The sequence below is a fragment of the Anaerocolumna xylanovorans DSM 12503 genome (assembly GCF_900143645.1).
In the GTDB taxonomy this organism is placed as follows: Bacteria; Bacillota; Clostridia; order Lachnospirales; family Lachnospiraceae; genus Anaerocolumna; species Anaerocolumna xylanovorans.
The window spans coordinates 1,031,877-1,052,481 of record NZ_FRFD01000003.1; the positions used below are offsets into that span (position 1 = coordinate 1,031,877).

A 20,605-nucleotide genomic window follows, 5' to 3' on the forward strand; every position below is an offset into this window, starting at 1 on the left:
AGGCGGTGAATAATAAATTGAGTAATTCTTTTATAAAAAAACCAAAGCTGAATAAACAGGAAAAGGTGCAAAAAGAAAAACCGAAAGATGCAAAGGCTGTGATAAAACGGCTTAGCCGGTATCTTATGGAGGAAAAGTGGAAGATAATACTTGCGATACTGCTTACGGTTATAGGGAATATACTTGCGCTCATTGGCCCCATGCTTTCAGGGTATGCCATTGATGCAATTGAGCCCGGCAAAGGAAAAGTAATCTTTGAAAAGGTTTTCTACTATGGTAGTCTTATGATAATACTATACGTTTTTTCTGCTCTCTTTTCCTATCTGCTAAGTATTGTGATGCTGCATATCAGCCAGAAGGTTACAAGAAGGATGAGGGACGATGTATTTACAAGGCTTACAGAACTGCCGGTTAACTTCTATGATACAAGGCAGGCAGGAGATATTATAAGCCGTATATCCTATGACATTGATGTTATCAGCACCTCGCTGTCTACAGATGTAGTTCAGATAATGGCCAGCGTCATAACCGTTATCGGTTCTCTTATAATGATGATAATGATATCGCCAGTTATGGTTTTTGTAATGCTTGTAACTATTCCGCTCTCTATTCTTTATACCCGTTATATGTCGGGAAGGGTAAGACCCCTGTTTTCGATTAGGTCTGAGAAACTCGGAAATCTAAACGGCTTTGTAGAAGAGATGGTATCAGGTCAAAAGACTATCAGAGCATATGCAAGAGAAGAAGTAATTCAGGATAAATTTGATACGATTAATAATGAAGCTATTGAGGCATATTATAACGCGGACTACTATAGTAGTATTGTGGGTCCGACTGTTAATTTTATTAATAACCTTTCTTTATCTTTAGTAACAGTATTTGGAGCTGTACTGTTCTTGTTAGGAGACCTAAGTCTGGGAAGTATTTCTTCCTTTATTCTTTATTCCAGAAAGTTCTCCGGGCCTATAAATGAAGCAGCAAATATTGTCAGTGAGCTTCAGTCGGCTGCGGCGGCTGCAGAGCGGGTATTTAAGATACTGGATGAAGAACCTGAGAAAACAGATGCAGCGGAGGCAAAAGACTTAGAGGTAGAAAAGGGGAAGGTAATTCTTAAGGACGTAACCTTTGGTTACTTAAAAGACAAAACCATAGTAAAGAATTTTAATATGGAGGCAAAGGAGGGAAATCTGATTGCAATCGTTGGTCCCACAGGAGCGGGAAAAACAACGATAATCAATCTCTTGATGCGTTTTTACGATATTAACAGCGGCAATATCACCATAGACGGTCAAAACATAGGAGAAGTCACAAGAAAAAGCCTAAGAAGAGCTTATTCGATGGTATTACAGGATACATGGGTATTCCATGGAACAATTTTTGAAAATATTGCCTATGGAAAAGAAAATGCTACCATGGAGGAGGTTGTGGAAGCTGCCAAGGCTGCCAAAATCCATTCCTACATTAAAAAACTGCCCAATGGTTATAACACAATCCTGGATGAAGACGGTATCAATATGTCAAAGGGGCAAAAGCAGCTCTTAACCATAGCAAGGGCAATGCTAATGGATTCAAAGATTCTGATACTGGATGAAGCCACTTCAAATGTAGATACCCGGACAGAGATCCAGATACAGGCTGCCATGCGCAAACTTATGGAGGATAAGACCTGTTTTGTCATCGCCCACAGGCTGTCAACCATTAGAAATGCAGATCTTATTCTGGTGGTGAACGACGGAAATGTAGTGGAACAGGGAAGGCATGCAGAGCTTATGGATAAGAAGGGATTCTATTATCAGATGTATTCTTCACAATTTGTATAGAAAAGAAAGGACCATATCCAATTATATTAAAATTAGGACTTGCCAATAACGGTATTTCTTAGTAAAATATATTAGGTTGCCACAAATTAAACGGATGGAAAATGTGTAAAAGCACAGAGCTGTGAGGTCTGATTTGAAAAATGCGGTGCATTTTTCAATTTCTATTTGGGCAGTATCGCAGGCAAGCCTGCGATATGCATAGGGATTAATATGAAAAATATCAAAGAACATATCAGGCTTGGACAATTTAAACCGGTATATCTCTTATACGGTACAGAGGGCTATTTGAAAAGGCTGTATAAGGACAAATTAAGAACTGCTATTCTTGCAGATAGCAATGAGATGAACTATTCCTACTTTGAAGGAAAAGGAATAGACACCTTAAAGGTGAGAGCGGCAGCAGAAACCCTTCCCTTTTTCAGTGACAGGCGTCTTATTGTAATAGAAAACAGCGGATTGTTTAAGAGCCAAAGTGACTTAGCGGATTATATCAAAGAAATACCGGAGACTACCCATATTATTTTTGTGGAAGCAGAAGTAGATAAAAGGAACCGTCTTTACAAGGCAGTAAAGGATTGCGGCACCATATCGGAAATGAGCAGCATGGATGAGGCTAATCTCAAGCTTTGGATTGCCACTCTTTTAAAGCAGGAACAAAAGAAGATTACGGAAGAAAGCATTCTCTATCTTCTTGGCAAGACCGGAACAGATATGGATAATATCAGCAATGAGGTGGAGAAGCTGATATGTTACACCGGTGACAGAGACATTGTAACCAGCCAGGATATTGAGGAGGTATGTACCTCACAGATATCCGGTAAGATATTTCTTATGGTAGAAGCGATCGGAAACAGGAGACAGAAGCAGGCTTTGGATTTGTATTATGATTTGTTGGCATTGAAAGAAAAACCAATGTCTATCATGTTTCTGGTATCCAGACAGTTTAATATACTTCTTCAGGTAAAGAATTTGCTTTCATTAGGCTTTCATAACAATTCTATCAGCGAGAAGACGGGTTTAATGCCATTTACTATCGGAAAGTATGTAACCCAATGCAAGAACTTTACAGAAAAGACCCTGAAAGAAGCACTTACCTGCTGTATCGATCTGGAAGAACAGGTAAAAACAGGAAAAATGCAGGATAGCATCGCAGTAGAATTAATAATTGTCAAGTTTAGCGCTGCTTAGCAGAGAAATTTTTAATTTATTTTGAGAGATCAATTCTTCTTTAACTAATACATCGTATCGGTGAAGAATGATTTATATATTTGGAGATGTATCGAAGAGGCCGTAACGAGCTTGACTCGAAAGCTAATAGTTTTCGTGGAACTTTGGTAACTCCAACACCGCATGAATACTGGATTTTTGGATTTTGACTGAAACATTTTCTTTCGTGTTTCTTTCCAGTTTTCTTTCCTACTTCTTGGACTTAGATGGAATGTGGTACCATCGTCTAAATGAGTCCGGATTAAAAAATTAAAATGGAGAGTTGTCCGAGTGGTCGAAGGAGCTGGTCTCGAAAACCAGTGTACCAGTGGTACCTAGGGTTCGAACCCCTAACTCTCCGCCAAACATCCCAATGGGTGTGCTTTGAGAGGTAGCCCATTGTTACGGAGGGAGTTGTCAGTTAACACTGATAACTCCTTTTTAAATTTTACCATTGTTGACCCTCCGGGTATCATATTCCTTCTGGGAAGCGATTACAAATCCCTCCATTCTACTTAACTATATTGCGACTAAGCGCAACGGGGTTACTATCTCTTTCGTATCTTCATCCTTTTTCCCAGCACTTTGATTAGGCTTACCTGGATCGGGTGTCGGTCCGGGTAATGCCCCGAACAGACCGGTGCTCAATCGCTCTGCGGATACCAGCATAGATTCCTCCATATCCAGATGTGCATAAAGGTTCGCAGTGGTTCCATAGTCGCTATGTCCCAACCAGGCTTGGATTTCCTTCATAGAGACTCCGTTTCGCAGTAACAGGCTCGCACAACTGTGCCGGGTATCATGGAACCGGATATGCCGTAAACCGTTCTTTTCCAGGAACTTTTTGAAGGTTGATGAGATATAGTCCGGCTTGATGAGTTCTCCGATTTCATTGACATAAATATACCCTAGATATTTACGGTTGTAGGAATTGCCAAACAGCCGGCGGTGTTCTTTTTGCTGTTCCTTCATGGCCAATAGCTTATCGCGGAATAAGGGGATAAGCGGAAGCGTTCTCATGCTGGATTTATTTTTTGCCTTGTCTTTTGCATAGCATACTCTTTTTTGACCTTTGCGCTGGAATGTCGTGACGGTGTGGGCAATCGTAAACAGGTTTCGGTCAAAGTCAAAGTTCTGCCACTTCAGTCCAACGATTTCACTTCTGCGAAGCCCATAGAACAGACCGAACAGAACCGCGAGTTCCAGCCAGGTACCTCCTGCCAGTCGTATACACTCCATTGCCTCTTCTGGAAGATAAAAGCTGCCAACGAATTTATCCGTCTTGGGGCGCTGCTTGTGGGCGGCGTTCTTTCCTACTAATCCGTCTCCCATAGCCACTTCCAGTGCATTATGAATATTGCTATGGTAGTGTACGACAGTAGTTCCTTTTTTACTGCCTTTCCCATGTTCAGGGTCTCCGATACGTTCAAACCTATAGTATTCACGGAGATGTTTGGGCTCTAACTGTGACAATGTCAGGCCGAGTTCTTTAAAATACGGGTAGATATGATTTTCAACCGACTCACAATATCCCGCAAAGGTTACCGGATCAACCTCTGTTTCCTTGTAGGAGAGCCAGTACAGCATATAATCCGCAAACAGCATATCACCGGTGTGAGATACAACAGTACAGCTTTGCTCCAGAATCGACGGAGAGACTATTTCCTCAATCTCTGAAATCAGTTCTCCATATTCATTGTAAAGGACTCGAAATTCATCTAGTTTTTTCTCGGCTGGTCGTTTGTTTCCTTTCTTTACTGGTAAATCGGTTGGAACCCATTTTGGAAAGCGTTTACCGTCATGGTGTTTGCAATTCAAAACGGCATAATATTTTCCGCCTTTTTCTTGTAGATGTCCCGCTAACATAATCAATCATTACTCCTTTCAGCGGTTATTCCACCTACCATTGACATATTATATTATACTACTTTTCGATAGCAAACTACAACAACTCATGCCAGATTCGTGCCAGATTCGTGCCATGAGATGGGCGTTGCTATTTTTTGTTTTCAATGCCAAGGTAGGCAACAATGTAACTTTTAGGGATACGAAAAAGGCGCCCGACGTTTTGCTTTTTCAGGTCGCCTTTTTTAATCATCTTATAAACTGTTTTGGTACATACACCCAGAATTTCACTTGCTTCTTCCACGGTCAGAACATCAGGATATTCACTGAGCCTCTTTAAGGATTGCTTACTATATAAGGATTGTCTTTTCATTTTCTCCTCCATTCTACATTTTCAAAAAGCCGATATACTAAGCTTTCTGGACATACACCCACATCGGTCCATTTCCTGCGCTCATTTTGACCGCGTCTTTTCAGGATGCGCTATGCGCTGTTTCATCCGTGGGCGTGCTCTGCCGATTTAGCATCCTGGCACACTGTCCGCAAAACCTGTATAACTTCCGATGGGGTGCTATGAAATTGTCAAGGTACAAAAACAGGTGTAAGGTCAGCTTGGGGCTTGTCCTTACACCTGATAAACATAGCGTTATGTATGCAATTTCTGCAAAAGAGAAAAATTATTTTTATTTTTTCTGTGCCATTCAAAAATATCATTTGAAACTCTTGGTACAAATTTTTCTGGATAATCTTAATGGCAGTAAAATGGCGTGAAAAGAAATGAAAGTGGCAGAGCTTTGCGATTTACACGCAAATTCCCATATGCTATACTGAACATGCTCAAAGATTCACCCAAAACTGAATATGGGAATAAACCAGCACCTTTTGATTGAGGTGTTTTTTTATTGCCCAGCGGTATCTTTACCGCTATGAAAGCAGCACTTGGCAGAAATTTTGCAGGTGCTGCTTTTGTATTTTCGGACCAAAATCATGAAAAATCACAGGAGGTATGAAATCTTGAAAAAAACGATTTATTCCCCACAGTCTGCGCCAAAACGGACTATAAACTATGGCAGAATCCTTTATACGGTCTTTCTGACGCTGAGTATATCCGCTATGTTCTGTCAACCGGCTTTTGCTGCGACAGACGTATGGTCAAAAGCCAAAGAGATCATGAAGGATGTGTACGGCCAGATTGTTCTCATTTCCACTGTTGCGGCAATTGTTACCGCTTCTGTAGCGTTGCTATTAATGAATTTCTCAAAGAGTGGGAAAACGGTGGATGAAAGCCGGGCATGGCTCAAGCGAATTTGTATTACATGGGTTATTTTGAACGGGTTGGGCTTTATCATGGCTTATATTACCCCGTTCTTCTCAGACGGTAAGTGGAATGGTTAATCACAATAGCAGGCTTGGCAGTCTTATGACTATCAAGTTGCCGTCGGCGAAAGGAGTGATTGAATGGGCATTTTAGACGGAATTGTATCCTGGATTGCCGAACAGGTAATGTATGGACTTGACTTGATTACAACCTCGGTTTTGGGAGCTTTGGGCTGCAATATGGATACATTCCTGAGCTATTTCCCAGCAGCCGAGACGATGTATAAGGTCTTTGTGGCACTGGCAATCGGTTTGATTCTTCTCAATTGGATTTGGCAGCTTTTTAAGAATTTCGGATTAGGTATTGGAATCGAAGCAGAAGATCCGGTAAAGCTTAGTTTTCGGTCTGTTTTGTTTATTCTGCTGGCGTATTTTTCCGATCAAATTGTAAACATCGTGCTGGATATTGGAGGAACGCCCTATCAATGGGTTCTGGATGCGGACTTACCGCCACTGAGCTTTTCGGATTTTAACTCTGTTGTACTTGTGATTGTGGGAGTATGTGCAAATGGTGCCGTGGCACTGATTGCTTTGATACTGGTTCTGATTCTCGCATGGAATTATGTAAAACTTCTATTTGAGGCGGCTGAACGTTACGTCCTGCTGGGTGTCTTGGTTTATACCGCTCCAGTTGCTTTTGCTATGGGGGCATCACAGACGACAAGTAATATTTTCAAAAGCTGGTGCCGGATGTTCGGTGGGCAGGTATTTCTGCTTATTATGAATGCATGGTGTCTGCGCCTGTTTACCAGCATGGTTGGCAGTTTTATTGCCAATCCGTTATCGCTATAGGAGGGCACGATTATGAAAAAATATAAGAAGATAATAGCAGTATTGATTGTCATGGCAGCTTTATTTAGCTGTTTTTCCACGACAGCCCTTGCGTTTTCTGAAAGTGACGCACAGGCGGCGGTGGACAGCGCCGGTAAGGAAGCTGTTGCAGGCAATGTGTTTATCTGGTTTTTATGCGCAGTAGCGTTCTTAAAAGTCAGTCAGAAGATAGACAGTTTTATGTCAAGCCTTGGAATTAACGTGGGGCATACCGGAGGGTCTATGATGGCAGAGGCAGTAATTGCTGCCAGAGGCCTTACAACTGCAAAGAACTTTGGAGGTTCTTTTGTTGGGAAAGGAGCCCGTGGAGCGGCCGGTGCAGCCGGAGCAGCTGGGGCGGCAGGTGCTGCCGGTGTGATGGGTGCTATGAGCGGAGGGCTTGCCGGAGTCGTCGGCAGACAGTTTGGAAGTGGAGCCGTTAGGCACGCTACAGGCCAGAGCAGTGGTGGAATGGGCGGAAGAATGTTCTCTTCGTCTATGGAAAAGGGTGGCTCCTTTGCGAACAATGTCATCGGGTCGGTAGCCAGAGGCAGCGTTTCATCTACAGGCACTATGACCGGAGAGACCGCCGTTAAGGCGATGCATTCCTTCATGGGATATACCGGGCAGTCAGATGCCCCAGCATTTTCAAAGGTAGAGATCGGTGGTGGGTGCATTACCGGAACTGAATCCACAGTAGAGCATCCCAATGGAATTGAGTTTGGAATGTACAGTGCAGATCAGTATATGGCTCCGGAAAGCGATTATAGCACAGTAACCGCCGCCGATGGTTCTGAGTGGTATAAGCAGTATGCGGCTGACACTGTGGAAAGGAAGCCTTATATGGAGGCAGACGGAAAGATTGCCTACAATGAAAGTATTGTGCAAAAGCTTCCACGAATGCCCCACAGAAAGGATAAGAGCTAATGGCAGAAGAAAACAGAAACAGTGCGTCCGAAGCTCTGGAAAAGGGTGCAAACACAGCCCAGGCTATCAGGGGAGCCGTTAAGACAGGAAAGGCAATCGCAGGCATTACCAAAGGAGCGGCAGCCGGCGGGCCATATGGAGCGGTTGCAGGGGCACTGTGGTCAAATAGAAAAACCGTACTAAAAATTGTACTGGCTGCAGCATTCCTTTTGCTATTGCCGGTACTTTTTATTTTAATGCTTCCCGGATTGATTTTCGGAGGATTTGGTTCCGGAAATGCTGCGAATTCCAGCCAGACGCCTATTCTCAATAATGATGCTGCCGTGGTAGAGAATGTCAATAACATCTCTTTTAGCATCAGCAGTATTCTGGGTGAAGGACTGGAGGATGTACTGGCACGTATCGACGATGACTTTTCGGCATCCGGAGGCGATGAGAAGGAAGTCATTAACCCGTATGCCGGAAATCTGGTCTATAGCACAAACCTCATTATCTGCCAATACTGTGCCGCAAAAGAAAAGGATTACCAGAGTATTACCGTATCCGATATGGAACAGATTTTGCGAGGAGCTAAAAAGCATTTGTACAGTTTTACCCGGACAGAGGAAACCCGGGAATCCACATCAGTTGATCCTGATACCGGAGAAGAAACCACTACCACAGAGGAGTGGATGATTTACACGGTTGTTTATAACGGAGAGGATTACTTTGCCGATCACATCTTTCAGCTATCAGAGGAACAAAAGACGTTGGCTAATGATTATGCTTACAACTTGAGTGTATATCTGGGCGACGGGCTATTCCAGGGTCTGGTAGATGATGAGTTTATCCTTGGCCCATCCTATGAGGGTGTAACTTTTTCTGATGGTTCCACGCCGGTTGTCTATTTCAACCAGCTTGATGAACGGTTTGCAAATCAGCCCTATGGTAAGGACAATATCGGAGGCTATGGCTGTGGGCCAACCTCGATGTCTATCGTGGTTTCTTCCCTTTCCGGTGAAACGGTTGATCCCATTCAAATGGCAGAATGGTCATACAAAAATGGTTATTGGTGCAGTAAAAGTGGTTCTTATCACGCACTGATTCCAGGAGCTGCGAAAGCGTGGAATCTTCCGGTGGAGGGCTGCAGCGCTTCGGAGCCGCAAAGGATTGTGGATGCGCTTACTTCCGGTAAGCTGGTAGTAGCAATTATGTCAAAAGGCCATTTTACCAGTTCGGGGCATTTCATTGTTCTGCGTGGCGTGACTTCGGAAGGCGAGATTTTGGTGGCTGACCCAGCCAGCTATACGCGCAGTCAGAAGAAATGGGATTTATCCATTATCCTCAAGGAAGCAAGCAAACGAGCGGCGGCCGGTGGTCCGTTCTGGATCATCGGCTAATCCGCAGCAGAAATGAGGTCGAATAACTTGAGCAATAAGCAAGAAGAACGTGATATTTACTATATTCCGCCAAACTTTATTGAAAGCGGAACCTTTTTTGGTGGGATGTTTAAGGTGCGCAATGCTATCGAAGCAGGCATACTTGCATTGGCTGTGGGAATTCCGGTTTTTAATCTTGGATTCTCTTTGACAACCCGGATTATCCTTCTGTGCCTTACTTCCCTGCCCCTTGCCCTGCTGGCTTTAATTGGCGTAGCAGGCGAAAGCCTCTCTTCCTTTGGCTTTATCTTTTTGAAGTACCTGAAAAACCGACGTGTGGTGGGAATTGCGGAAGAGACGGTACCAGAGAAACGGCCTGTGAGGAATAAGGGACAGAAGCCGGCGAAAGAAAAAAAGGCGAAGAAAGAGGACTTTCCTGCTGAATATGACGAGATCCAGGAAGCACGGTTTGATAAAGTCAAACAAAAGACACCGGATTTGAACAAGTCCGGGGAAAAGCCGAAAAAAGAGCGCAGGTCACGCAAGCAGGAAGCTCCCAGCCGTTATCTAAATCCGGTGGCAGAATATCTTCCCATCAAAAAAATTGAAAATGGGGTCATTTACACCAAAGACCATCGGTATGTGAAAATTGTGGAAGTCGTGCCGGTCAATTTCCTGCTTCGTAGTGCCAGAGAACAGAGGAACATCATTTATTCCTTTATTTCTTACCTTAAAATAAGCCCTGTTAAAATGCAGTTTAAAGTGCTTACCAAACGAGCTGATATAAACAGGCATCTGCAGACTGTTGAATGTGAGATGGAAAATGAAACAGATGAAAGATGCAGATTGCTGCAGCAGGATTACACGCAGTTGATCCGCAAAATCGGTTCCAGAGAGGCCATTACCCGTCGCTTCTTTATCATTTTTGAATATGAGCCGTGGAATGGCAGACGAAGCGAGGATGAAAACGAAGCGACAGCTTTTCTCCAGACAGCGGCAAGGACAGCAACGAATTATCTTCGCCAGTGCGGCAATGAGGTGTTGGTCTGGGAGGATGAAAATGAAGCCTCTACCGATGTGCTGTATAACCTTTTGAACCGTCACAGCAGTGCAGACAAGCCTTTGCAGGAGCATATCCGGGAGGTTATTGGGAGATATGTGGCAGCGGAAGCCATTGACGATATTCCGGTCACGGAGTTTTTAGCTCCGGAGAGCATCAACTTTGAACATGGACATTACATTCAGATGGATGGCGTATATCATGCCTATCTGCTGGTGCCTTCGTCGGGATACAAGTCCCAGGTATGCGCTGGATGGCTGTCGCTTCTGGTTAATGCCGGAGAAGGCATTGATCTGGACTTATACTTGCAGCGACAGCCAAAGGAGCGGATTATGCAAAAGCTCGGTCAACAGCTTCGTATTAACCGTTCCAAGATTAAGGAAACTTCCGATACAAATTCAGATTTTGATGATTTGGATGGTGCCATACGTAGCGGCTACTTTCTGAAAGAAGGTGTTTCCAACAACGAGGATTTCTATTACATGAACATTCTCATAACCATTACCGCCGATACTTTGCAGGAACTGGAATGGCGGGAAGCGGAAATGAAAAAGCTTTTAATTTCACAGGATATGGACGTTTGTACCTGCTCTTTTCGTGAGGAGCAGGCTTTTTTATCGGCACTGCCCATTGTTTCACTGGAGAAAAAGCTTTATGAGAGAGGGAAACGTAATGTACTGACTCTGGGAGCTGCAAGCTGCTATCCGTTTACGAGTTTTGAAATGTGCGATGACAACGGTATTCTGCTGGGAGTAAACAAACACAATAATTCCCTCATCATCGTAGACATCTTCAACAGCCGCATCTACAAAAATGCAAACATGGCTATCCTTGGCACAAGCGGTGCGGGTAAAACCTTTACACTGCAGCTTATGGCGTTACGGATGCGGCGAAAAAATATACAGACATTCATTATTGCGCCGCTGAAAGGTCATGAGTTTTATCGGGCTTGTGTTAATATCGGCGGTGAATTCATACAGATTTCGCCTGCGTCCCATAACTGTATCAATGTGATGGAGATTCGCCGGGTTGACCGAAGCACAAGCGAATTGTTGGACGGCCCAATTCTGGATAAATCGGAGCTGGCTGCTAAAATCCAGCGATTGCACATTTTTTTCAGTCTGCTGATTCCGGACATGAACCATGAAGAAAAGCAGCTTCTGGATGATGCACTGATAAAAACCTACATGGTCAAGGGAATTACCCATAACAATGACAGCTTAGAAGATCCGGAAAGACCGGGTCACTATCGTGAGATGCCGGTGCTTGGCGACCTGTATGAAATCCTGAAGAAAAATCCGGAAACCAAACGTCTTGCCAATATCCTGAACCGTTTGGTCAATGGTTCTGCCAGTACCTTTAACCAGCAGACCAACGTTAATCTTGACAACAAGTACACGGTACTGGATATTTCTGAACTTACCGGCGATCTTCTGACTGTCGGTATGTTTGTTGCCCTGGATTATGTTTGGGACAAAGCGAAGGAAGACCGCACCGTAGAAAAAGCCATTTTCCTTGATGAATTATGGCAGCTGATCGGAGCAGCATCAAACCGGCTTGCAGCGGAATTTGTGCTGGAAATCTTCAAAATTATCAGAGGCTACGGTGGCAGTGCGATTTGCGCCACACAGGATCTGAATGACTTCTTTGCTCTGGAAGAAGGCAAGTATGGAAAAGGTATTATCAACAATGCCAAGACTAAAATTATTCTCAACCTGGAAGATGAAGAGGCACAGCGTGTTCAGGAAATTCTGCATCTGTCAGAGGCAGAGGTTATGGAGATTACTCATTTTGAGCGCGGCAATGGATTGATTTCCACCAACAACAATAATATCACAGTGGAGTTTAAAGCCAGCGAACTCGAAAAGGAATTGATTACTACTGACCGCCGGGAACTGCAGGAACTAATTGCACGCCAGAAAAAACAGCAGGTGGGATAATGCGCATATAACACGCATTTAATACGTACAACCGAACGGATTACGTTCTTTATGCGGAATGAATACGCATTAGGAAAGGAGGCAACACCATTGTGAAAACCCGTGAAGACATGTATTCAAATGAGGCAAAGGAGATTGTTCGTGTGATTACACTCTACAAGACCCTGACAAGCGAACAGGTCTACCGTCTCTTTCCGGGAAAGGAAAGCAGTATTAAAAATCTGCTGTCCGTGCTAATCCGGCAGGGGCGGTTTTTTTATAATCCCACAACCGGGCGGCTTTCGGCCAATCAGGAATGTGAATCAAATCCTGATATGGGTATGATTGCTGCTTTTTGGGTCCTGTTGGACTTTATAGCACGAGTGGAGTACCATACGGCCAGTGATTTTCCGGTCAAAATAAGCTTTTTCTGTGACGGGGAAATGTATGAAATCATTCATGTTCCTTATGGACAGGAGATTTTGATAGGGCATGCCGTTTCCTGTAAAGAGGAAGCACGCCGGATTATTCTGGTAGAGAGTCCGGAACAGATTGAAACCTTGCATATTCCGGGTGTCTCCGGTTTCTGTACCGTCGGTTCGGACGGCTCTACCTGTTATTACAAACTTGAATAGAAGCGAGGATGTTATGGAAAGACAAATCATTTATAAACGAATTAATGTAATATTAGATGAATTATCCCGCCTGCAAAATACCTTGTATGGTATGAGCATGACAGATATTCAGCGGTATATGGAAAATTACGAAACGCTCGCTACAGATGCTGCCCTGCGTGGGGAGCAAATTGCCTGCCGCCTGCGTCATGTTATTTATATGACCACCTGTATCAAAAAGACGGAATATATGAAGTCCGCTGCGCAGATACAGGGGATTAACATAGAGGAGAACGATGGTATCCTGGAAGTTACGTTTCCCAGCCTGCTGCCTGGTCGCAAACAATGGCAAAGCTCTGAATTTTTAATGGATTCCTTGTACTTTGCACTAAGTGACTATACAGACAGGCACCGGGTACATAAATTTAAGGACTGTGTGATCTGTTTTGTCAGCATTTACAACCGCGAGCTCCCTTCCCGCCGCATCCGGGATTATGACAATATGGAGTTGAAACAGGCATTGGATATGGTCGCTACTTTTTTTATGACGGATGACGGTGGAAGATACTGTGATGCTTACAACACAACAGAACTTGGAGAAACCGACTGTACCCGTATTCTCATTATGGAAAAAGGCCGTTTTCCAAAGTGGCTGATTGCCCGTTTAAACAGGGCGGAAGGCATATCGGATTTTTCCGGTTTTTAAAGGAAAATTTCCCGACACATGAAGAGCCGCCGGAACTCATTATAAAACCTGGGCTTTTGCACGTTATTTACCGATGTTTTTTTACCGGAGTCTTCAGCCAGTACGGTAGTTTTTTGAGGAGGTGACAGTCATTGACGCAATAGAAAAGGATACGCAGGCATACCTGCTCCTCAGCCTCATTGCAGTATCAGGTGAGCTGCCTGCCAGTCAGATTCCCAGGCTCGTTGGAAGTGTAAGTTATGGGGAAAAGCTTTTTACATCCTTACGGGACAAAAAGCTGATTCGTACTTTCTATAAGGATAAGCTCCGTGGGCACAGGCTAACCGCCAAAGCAAAAGAATTGCTGCTTGCAGAGGAGAAGGAGCGATTTGCATTTTTTCTTACCGGTAACACGGATACAAACATTGTCAGGAGTGAGGTACCCCGAAGGCTCCGGCTGCATCGGGTTGCCGAGGCCACTGTCACAATGAGGAATGCCGGCGTTTCTATCTTTCGGGATGAAAAGCCGGATGTTTTTTATCCGGAGGGTACCATTCTTTCGGAACCGCTCACAATTGAAAAAGCAGCCTTTTACAACTCCCGTGAAATCAAGGAATTGGGAGATGAGGTTGTGAAAGTCCGGGGAGCCCGTACAGTGGGTATCCTGCTGACGGCAAGGGATTTGTATGTAACTTATAATACCGCCGACGCCTTAATGAAGTGGGAGTATAAATCAGAAATGCGCACCAAAGCGTTGGTAAAGCAGGTACTTTGCTACCAACGGCTTCCCAATCAATACCACGCTGAAAATGTGAAGGGATTGGTGTTGGGAGAGAGTATGGAAATGGCCTATCAACTACTGACCAGTACGGGTGGCACAAGGCGCAGCTATTTCGTTCTGGACGGGAATTATGACAGCTTTCTGTTCCTGACCAATGACCATGCCGGAGAAGTATTGCTTCGATTGCTTTGTGATTCTGAAAAACACGATGAGCTACATCAGATGCTCATGGGTGGGCTGTATCCACCCCATACGGCTATGCTGATTGAAAATGATGCCGTGGATGAACAAGGAAATCCGGTACTGTTTGCCTACTTTTGCGATATGCCGCGCATTACCCGCTTCTCTGCGGCATTGAACCTGCAGGGAAAGACAGGAACGCTGATCTGTTTCGATTTTCAAAAAGAAGTCCTGCAGCGATTCTGCGGAACCCAGATTCAAATCCAGACCATTGACCTGAATAAATTCGAGAGGAGGTTTTTCCCCTGAAAACAAAGAAGCTGTGGAAGCTGCTATTTCTAATTCCTATTTTACTTGCGATGCTCTACGCCGGAGGGTATCTATCCCAGCTCATCGGAAATTACAACCGGTGGCAACGGAACGGAGGTTACCCCGGTGATGGTACGGCGCCTCTTGTACCTTCTGTCTCCCCAATAGAATGCCTAAAGGCAGTTTTTGATTTCCCATACGGATTGTATGGGATTTTTCTTTGTGCGGTGCTTCTTATTTTACTCTTTGCACTGGTAATGAAACTGGGTTTTGGCGACAAGGGCGAGTATGACAGGGAACGCAACCTGACCTATTCCCGAAAGGGCACCTATGGAACCGCCGGCTTTATGACAGAGGATGAGCGGGATGAAGTGCTGGAGCTTGTTACTGACATCCGTAAATCCAGGGGTACTATTCTGGGCAAATTAGATGGAAAAATCGTATGCGTGCCGGAAAAGACCCGGATGAACAAAAATATTGCGGTATACGGCGCACCAGGTTCTATGAAATCTCGTGCATATGCCAGAAACATGATATTTCAGTGCGTTGCCCGTGGGGAATCCCTGATTATTACAGATCCAAAATCCGAACTTTACGAAGATATGAGTGAGTATCTGCGTCAAAACGGATATACCGTAAAAGTCTTCAATTTGGTAAATCCGCAGAACTCCGATTCCTGGAACTGTCTTGCGGAAATTGAGGGTCAGGAACTCATGGCACAACTTTTTTCGGATGTAGTTATAAAAAATACCGGTTCAGAAAAGGGTGATCATTTCTGGGACAACAGCGAGCTTAACTTGCTAAAGGCTTTGGTACTCTATGTGGAACAGGGATATCCGCCAGAGGGCAAAAATATCGGCCAAGTATACCAACTACTTACACTTAATTCCGAAAAGGAATTGAACAGCCTCTTCGAGGTTCTGCCTGTGGGACACCCCGCAAAAGCACCCTTCAACATTTTTAAACAGGCAGGAGATACGGTCCGGAGCGGCATCATCATCGGACTTGGTACAAGACTTCAAGTGTTTCAAAACAAGCTGATCCGTAGGATTACCAGCTTTGATGAAATTGACCTGACGCTGCCGGGGCAGGAAAAATGCGCCTACTTTTGTATTACCAGCGATCAGGACAGTACCTTTGATTTTCTTTCTTCACTGTTTCTGTCCTTTCTGTTCATCAAGTTGGTGCGCTATGCTGACATCCACGGCAAAGGCGGCCGCCTTCCAGTAGATGTTCATATCCTGGCTGATGAGCTTGCAAACATTGGAACAATTTGGGACCTGACAAAAAAAAGCAGCACCATACGAAGTAGGGGAATAAGTTTGAGCGTCATTTTCCAAAACCTGGCTCAAATGCAGAATCGGTATCCAGACAACCAGTGGCAGGAAATCATCGGGAACTGTGATGTTCAGCTCTTTCTTGGGTGTACTGATGAGCTTACGGCTAAATTTATCAGTGACCGCACGGGCGAAGTTACGATTGGGGTCGCCAGCAAAGCCAAGCAGCTGGGTACCTGGCGTATCTCTGATTATACGCCGGAATACCGGGAAACCAGTTCCGTTGGCAAGCGTAAGCTGCTGACAATGGATGAGGTTCTTCGTTTGCCGGTAGATAAAGCACTGGTCATTCTCCGCGGACAGAAGGTTTTAAAAGTGGACAAATACGATTACTCCCTCCACCCGGAAGCAAAAAAGCTCTCTCCAAGCAAGGCATCCAGTCATATTCCGGATTGGCTTACCAAGGCAGATGAACCGGAATTCAACGCACCAAAGGGAGCGGCTAAGAGACCGGCGCAAAAGAAGACCAAAGTACCTCCGGTTCCGGAAGCAGAAACCAAGGATAAGGCAAAGCAACCATCCCAGGAAGCCGGTAAAAAGCCGGCAATTATTCAGACCGACAAGGATTCTATCATGTCGTAAATAAAAATTAGGAGGAAAAACATTATGGCAAGAACAAAGAAGAACGAAGAAATGGAACAAAACCTTACTGCAGTTGAAGAAACGAACGTGACGGTTTCAGAAAACGAAGCTCCGGTGCTTCTGGAGGATGCAGTATCCGAAGAACTTCTGGCGGATGCGGAAGAGGATTTTCAGCTGGCGGAAGAAGCGGCGTTGCCGGAAATGGATTTGTCCAGCGAATTACCGGCTGATTTTGAGCAGTCCCCTGACGGCATAGAACCGCTTCAGGAAGAACCTGCTCCAATACCGGAAGCATCCATGGAAGAAAAGGAAGCCACTACCGGTCATTCAGAATCTGAGCCGGAGAAAGTGAAGAGGACAGTTCGTCAAAAAAGAGCAGAAACTGCTTCAAATGGTGAAAACCTTGAGGAAGCTATCGAAGGGAAAGACGCCGTTACATCTGCCGAAAAAACAGGAAAGCGAACCGCCAGAAAACGTGCAGCCACCCCTTCTGTACTTACCATTGAATCCCGTGCAGAAGTGGAGACACCGGATGACCGGGAGGAAATGGTCTGGCATGAAATTCACAATGCTTACCGCACCCGAAAAATCCTTACTGGTACACTGGGAGGTATTGAACAGACAGAAAACGGCAAAACGATTGCTATTGTCTATTATAAGGAGATGCGGATTGTCATCCCGATGAAAGAGATGATGATCAAGCTGTCACAGGAAAATGCAGCGGATTACGGAGAAATGATGCTCCGCCAGAGTAAGATTTTAGGTACCATGCTTGGCGCAGAAATTGATTTTGTGGTAAAAGGCATTGACTCCAAAACCCGCAGTGTAGTTGCTAGCCGCAGAGACGCTATGCTAAAAAAACGCCAGCTGTTTTATATGGAGACAGATGCTTCCGGTATGTACCGTATTTATGAAAACAGAATTGTCCAAGCTCGTGTTATAGCAGTGGCCGACAAAGTGCTCCGGGTGGAAATCTTCGGCGTGGAGTGTTCCATTCTGGCACGTGATCTTTCCTGGGATTGGCTTGGTGATGCCCATGAGCGTTTCAGCGTAGGCGATGAAATCCTGGTTCGCATACTGAGTGTAAAAAGGGACTTGGTAGAGGATATTGTTGTGAAAGCAGATGTAAAAAGCGTTACCAGCAATACTGGCCGGGAAAATCTTAGTAAGTGCAGGGTGCAGGGTAAGTATGCGGGCAAGGTTACCGACATCCACAAGGGTGTCGTTTTTATCCGTCTGTCCATTGGTGTCAATGCTATTGCTCACTCCTGCTACGACAACCGGATGCCCGGTAAAAAGGATGATGTCAGCTTTGCAGTTACCCACATTGATGAGGAACGTGGAGTAGCTGTGGGCATCATTACGAGGATTATTAAGCAGAATCTGTAATTGGCACAGCATTGGCATGAAAAGAAATGAAAACGGCAGAGTTTTGCGATTTTCATGCAAATCATAATCTGCTATACTAAGTACAGTTAAAAATATGGAACGCAAAACAAAAGTCGCTGATCATTTCTGGTCGGCGGCTTTTGCGTTCCCGGAAAGGCAGGTGTTATCTTTTGTGCCATATCAAACGGATTTTGAAATCGGACAGGGGCGAAGCCAATTACATCAGCACCGTGGTTTACATTTTCATTGCGGTCATTGTTCTGGCTTTCATCCTTAACCTGTTCAGCATTATTTCCACCAAGCAGCAGCTTGACCACTGTGCGGATCAGATGGTCAAACAAATCCAGCTCGCCGGAGGTATTAATTCGGATACCGAAGATTTATTTCAATATCTTTGTGGAGAAATAAAGGGAGCCACCAATATTACCTACAGTATCAATGCCGACTACTATTCCCCGCGGCCATCCGGTATGGAGAAAGCCATCCAATTAGGCACTCCGTTTTACCTTACCGTCACAGGAAGAGCCAGCCTCGGTGGATTCTGGAATCTCAATCTGGTAAAGATCACGGTCGTTGCCAAAGGAGCCGGTGTGAGTGAGAGGTACTGGAAATGAGGAGGTATATGAAAAAGCATTTGCGAAATGACCGGGGCGATATGACCTTTACTACCTGTTTCATCATGCTCGCACTGGTTATGCTGGTTTCCTTTTTACTCTTATTTTCCACCGTAAAGATTAACAGCATCAACATCCGAAACAGTGTTAAGATGGAACTCAACAATCTGAGCGCCAGTATCTATGCAGATACCTACCGTTCGCAACGGGAAACCAACATGGCTGAATACATCCATACCCTTTATTCCAGCAGTACTTACATACAGCGGCTAGAGGAGATGGCCGAGGATGACATCGCAGAAAACATTCCACTGGAAACAGAGGATTACCGCATCAAAAATATCAGACTGGAATTTGTACAGGATGGTGACGGAATTGAGTATATTTTTTCCTGTAATGCCGAATTTTATGTTACAATGTTTGGTAACAGGTACCCTGTAATTACCAGGGAGATCCGTCTGACCGGTCACCACAATACAAAATTTTGACGGGTGTTGAAAAAAGTATCCGAAATTTGTATAGAGTATAAAAGGAGATGAACATCATAAAACTGAAAAAAACAGTAACATCGAAACCATTTATCGCCGGTACCCTTGCGGTTTTGTGTGTGGGTATCCTTGCGGTCTGCCTGATTCCACGGGGAACCGAAAAAACGGAATTTGTACCGGAACCGACACCGACTATAACCCAGGCGGAAAGCTGGAATGAGGATACCGCAGCCAAGGAAGCACAGGAACCTACCGTAACGGTAAGCCCGGTCCCCACTTCAAAAGCTGTTGAAAAATCTGATACAAAAGCAGATTACCCGAAGACAGTGGAAAGTGACGAAAACCAGACTGTCGTAGAATTTACCGATCCTTCTCCGGTACAGCCGGAAGAACCGGCTGTACCGGAGGGAAAAACCAAGGTGAAAGCAAGTTCTTCCGATACGGCTCACAAAGATCCTACCGTAACACCATCCAAACAGAAGGCTTCACAGTCGGATACTCCTGTGCCTGGCAGTAAAAATGAAAAAGGACAGGTATATGATGCCGCCTTTGGTTGGATAACCATAGAAGAAGGTGTGGGGATTCCAACCGATAATGATGGAGACCCGGATAAACAAATTGGTAGTATGGACTAATGTACAATATTTAGTCATAATTTGCATTGAATATTGCTCATATTCCATGGTATAATATAGGCATGAAAGGAGTTGATTTTATGCCTACTATTCGTCCTATGGCGGACCTTAGAGATACCGGAAAAATTTCCGAACTGTGCTATCAAAAAAATGAACCAGTTTTTATTACTAAGAATGGAAGTGGTCATCTCGTCGTTATGAGCTTGGACACCTACGAAAAACAGTTTGGTCTTCTGGATGTTTATCGAAAACTGGGAGCTGCAGAAAAGCAATTAGAAGATGGTGTTCCGCTATTAACAGGCAGTGAAGTGTTTGACAAACTGAGGAAAAAACATGGAAAATGATTTTTTTCATATCCTTTATACACCGTTGGCCTATGAAGATCTGGATGAAATTGATACCTACATCAGCGAAATACTTGTAAATCCACAGGCAGCAGAAGATTTGATGAATGAGATGGAAAAATCCATCAGCCGTCTTGAGCAGTTTCCATATATCGGCTCCGAAGTAGCTGACCCATATTTGGCTTCTAAAGGCTACCGAAAGCTGGTCGTTCAAAACTATTTGGTATTCCATCTTATCAATCCGGAACAAAAACAGGTTGTTATTATGCGGGTTCTGTACGGAGCACGTGAATATCATAATCTGTTATAAGACAGTAGTATTATA

The 20,605-nt window shown here is 44.4% G+C and carries 19 protein-coding genes and 1 tRNA gene; 18 read left to right on the forward strand and 2 right to left on the reverse strand.

Features of this window, described 5'->3' with window-relative positions:
* Positions 1-5 precede the first annotated feature (5 nt).
* From BUF11_RS04315 to BUF11_RS04325, 3 genes are all read left to right on the forward strand, one after another.
* Entirely contained in the window at positions 6-1,820 is a 1,815-nt protein-coding gene (locus BUF11_RS04315) for an ABC transporter ATP-binding protein (protein WP_242952308.1), read from the forward strand.
* Positions 1,821-2,030: 210 nt separating this feature from the next.
* Complete coding sequence (holA, locus tag BUF11_RS04320) at positions 2,031-3,008, forward strand: DNA polymerase III subunit delta (RefSeq protein ID WP_073587522.1); 978 nt, start codon at positions 2,031-2,033, stop codon at positions 3,006-3,008.
* Between the two features lie 295 nt (positions 3,009-3,303).
* Positions 3,304-3,390 (forward strand) — tRNA-Ser (locus BUF11_RS04325).
* 155 nt (positions 3,391-3,545) lie between these two features.
* Here the strand turns inward: BUF11_RS04325 and BUF11_RS04330 are convergent.
* Together BUF11_RS04330 and BUF11_RS04335 are read right to left on the reverse strand one after the other, a co-directional pair.
* Positions 3,546-4,892, reverse strand: a complete 1,347-nt coding sequence (locus BUF11_RS04330; protein WP_073587523.1) for a tyrosine-type recombinase/integrase — start codon at positions 4,890-4,892, stop codon at positions 3,546-3,548.
* A 130-nt stretch (positions 4,893-5,022) separates the two neighbouring features.
* The gene (locus BUF11_RS04335; protein ID WP_073587524.1) at positions 5,023-5,244 is read right to left on the reverse strand and encodes a helix-turn-helix domain-containing protein; all 222 of its coding nucleotides are present in this window, start codon (positions 5,242-5,244) and stop codon (positions 5,023-5,025) included.
* A gap of 740 nt (positions 5,245-5,984) precedes the next feature.
* Here BUF11_RS04335 and BUF11_RS04345 point away from each other — a divergent pair.
* The 15 genes from BUF11_RS04345 (at position 5,985) to BUF11_RS04415 (ending at position 20,590) form a co-directional block, all read left to right on the forward strand.
* Positions 5,985-6,266 carry a hypothetical protein gene (locus BUF11_RS04345; protein WP_456297806.1) on the forward strand — a complete coding sequence of 94 codons (282 nt, stop codon included), beginning with the start codon at positions 5,985-5,987 and terminating at the stop codon, positions 6,264-6,266.
* A gap of 63 nt (positions 6,267-6,329) precedes the next feature.
* Positions 6,330-7,040 carry a hypothetical protein gene (locus tag BUF11_RS04350; RefSeq protein WP_073587527.1) on the forward strand — a complete coding sequence of 237 codons (711 nt, stop codon included), beginning with the start codon at positions 6,330-6,332 and terminating at the stop codon, positions 7,038-7,040.
* 12 nt (positions 7,041-7,052) lie between these two features.
* Positions 7,053-7,985: a hypothetical protein gene (locus BUF11_RS04355; protein WP_073587528.1), complete on the forward strand. Its 933-nt coding sequence runs from the start codon at positions 7,053-7,055 to the stop codon at positions 7,983-7,985.
* Positions 7,985-9,364: a C39 family peptidase gene (locus BUF11_RS04360; RefSeq protein ID WP_073587529.1), complete on the forward strand. Its 1,380-nt coding sequence runs from the start codon at positions 7,985-7,987 to the stop codon at positions 9,362-9,364. The genes BUF11_RS04355 and BUF11_RS04360 overlap by 1 nt, the downstream gene beginning before the upstream one ends.
* 27 nt (positions 9,365-9,391) lie before the next feature.
* Positions 9,392-12,343: a TraG/VirB4 family ATPase gene (locus tag BUF11_RS04365; RefSeq protein WP_242952309.1), complete on the forward strand. Its 2,952-nt coding sequence runs from the start codon at positions 9,392-9,394 to the stop codon at positions 12,341-12,343.
* Between the two features lie 92 nt (positions 12,344-12,435).
* Positions 12,436-12,957: a DUF5697 family protein gene (locus BUF11_RS04370; protein WP_073587531.1), complete on the forward strand. Its 522-nt coding sequence runs from the start codon at positions 12,436-12,438 to the stop codon at positions 12,955-12,957.
* A 13-nt stretch (positions 12,958-12,970) separates the two neighbouring features.
* A complete protein-coding gene (locus BUF11_RS04375) occupies positions 12,971-13,642 on the forward strand; it encodes a DUF6100 family protein (protein ID WP_073587532.1) in 672 nt (223 codons plus the stop codon).
* A 121-nt stretch (positions 13,643-13,763) separates the two neighbouring features.
* Positions 13,764-14,891, forward strand: a complete 1,128-nt coding sequence (locus BUF11_RS04380) for a hypothetical protein (RefSeq protein WP_242952310.1) — start codon at positions 13,764-13,766, stop codon at positions 14,889-14,891.
* A 50-nt stretch (positions 14,892-14,941) separates the two neighbouring features.
* Complete coding sequence (locus BUF11_RS04385; protein ID WP_073587533.1) at positions 14,942-16,810, forward strand: VirD4-like conjugal transfer protein, CD1115 family; 1,869 nt, start codon at positions 14,942-14,944, stop codon at positions 16,808-16,810.
* A gap of 24 nt (positions 16,811-16,834) precedes the next feature.
* Positions 16,835-18,199, forward strand: coding sequence for a S1 RNA-binding domain-containing protein (locus BUF11_RS04390; protein ID WP_084558438.1), 1,365 nt, complete (start codon positions 16,835-16,837; stop codon positions 18,197-18,199).
* A gap of 170 nt (positions 18,200-18,369) precedes the next feature.
* Positions 18,370-18,813, forward strand: a complete 444-nt coding sequence (locus BUF11_RS04395) for a DUF4320 family protein (protein ID WP_073587534.1) — start codon at positions 18,370-18,372, stop codon at positions 18,811-18,813.
* Positions 18,814-18,821: 8 nt separating this feature from the next.
* Entirely contained in the window at positions 18,822-19,301 is a 480-nt protein-coding gene (locus BUF11_RS04400; RefSeq protein WP_330393849.1) for a hypothetical protein, read from the forward strand.
* Between the two features lie 47 nt (positions 19,302-19,348).
* Positions 19,349-19,936, forward strand: coding sequence for a DUF6550 family protein (locus BUF11_RS04405; RefSeq protein ID WP_073587536.1), 588 nt, complete (start codon positions 19,349-19,351; stop codon positions 19,934-19,936).
* An 80-nt stretch (positions 19,937-20,016) separates the two neighbouring features.
* On the forward strand, positions 20,017-20,280 hold the full coding sequence (locus tag BUF11_RS04410) for a prevent-host-death protein (RefSeq protein ID WP_073587537.1): 264 nt from the start codon (positions 20,017-20,019) through the stop codon (positions 20,278-20,280).
* The gene (locus BUF11_RS04415; RefSeq protein ID WP_073587538.1) at positions 20,270-20,590 is read left to right on the forward strand and encodes a type II toxin-antitoxin system RelE/ParE family toxin; all 321 of its coding nucleotides are present in this window, start codon (positions 20,270-20,272) and stop codon (positions 20,588-20,590) included. The genes BUF11_RS04410 and BUF11_RS04415 overlap by 11 nt, the downstream gene beginning before the upstream one ends.
* Positions 20,591-20,605: the final 15 nt, after the last annotated feature.

Excerpts from the sequence above, each read along its gene's own strand:
- BUF11_RS04360 (WP_073587529.1), top strand. The coding sequence starts at position 7,985 with ATGGCAGAAGAAAACAGAAACAGTGCGTCCGAAGCTCTGGAAAAGGGT.
- BUF11_RS04375 (WP_073587532.1), top strand. The coding sequence starts at position 12,971 with ATGGAAAGACAAATCATTTATAAACGAATTAATGTAATATTAGATGAA.
- BUF11_RS04400 (WP_330393849.1), top strand. The coding sequence starts at position 18,822 with ATGAAAAAGCATTTGCGAAATGACCGGGGCGATATGACCTTTACTACC.
- BUF11_RS04330 (WP_073587523.1), bottom strand. The coding sequence starts at position 4,892 with ATGTTAGCGGGACATCTACAAGAAAAAGGCGGAAAATATTATGCCGTT.
- BUF11_RS04350 (WP_073587527.1), top strand. The coding sequence starts at position 6,330 with ATGGGCATTTTAGACGGAATTGTATCCTGGATTGCCGAACAGGTAATG.
- BUF11_RS04355 (WP_073587528.1), top strand. The coding sequence starts at position 7,053 with ATGAAAAAATATAAGAAGATAATAGCAGTATTGATTGTCATGGCAGCT.
- BUF11_RS04410 (WP_073587537.1), top strand. The coding sequence starts at position 20,017 with ATGCCTACTATTCGTCCTATGGCGGACCTTAGAGATACCGGAAAAATT.
- holA (WP_073587522.1), top strand. The coding sequence starts at position 2,031 with ATGAAAAATATCAAAGAACATATCAGGCTTGGACAATTTAAACCGGTA.
- BUF11_RS04405 (WP_073587536.1), top strand. The coding sequence starts at position 19,349 with ATGAACATCATAAAACTGAAAAAAACAGTAACATCGAAACCATTTATC.
- BUF11_RS04415 (WP_073587538.1), top strand. The coding sequence starts at position 20,270 with ATGGAAAATGATTTTTTTCATATCCTTTATACACCGTTGGCCTATGAA.
- BUF11_RS04345 (WP_456297806.1), top strand. The coding sequence starts at position 5,985 with ATGTTCTGTCAACCGGCTTTTGCTGCGACAGACGTATGGTCAAAAGCC.
- BUF11_RS04385 (WP_073587533.1), top strand. The coding sequence starts at position 14,942 with ATGCTCTACGCCGGAGGGTATCTATCCCAGCTCATCGGAAATTACAAC.
- BUF11_RS04335 (WP_073587524.1), bottom strand. The coding sequence starts at position 5,244 with ATGAAAAGACAATCCTTATATAGTAAGCAATCCTTAAAGAGGCTCAGT.
- BUF11_RS04390 (WP_084558438.1), top strand. The coding sequence starts at position 16,835 with ATGGCAAGAACAAAGAAGAACGAAGAAATGGAACAAAACCTTACTGCA.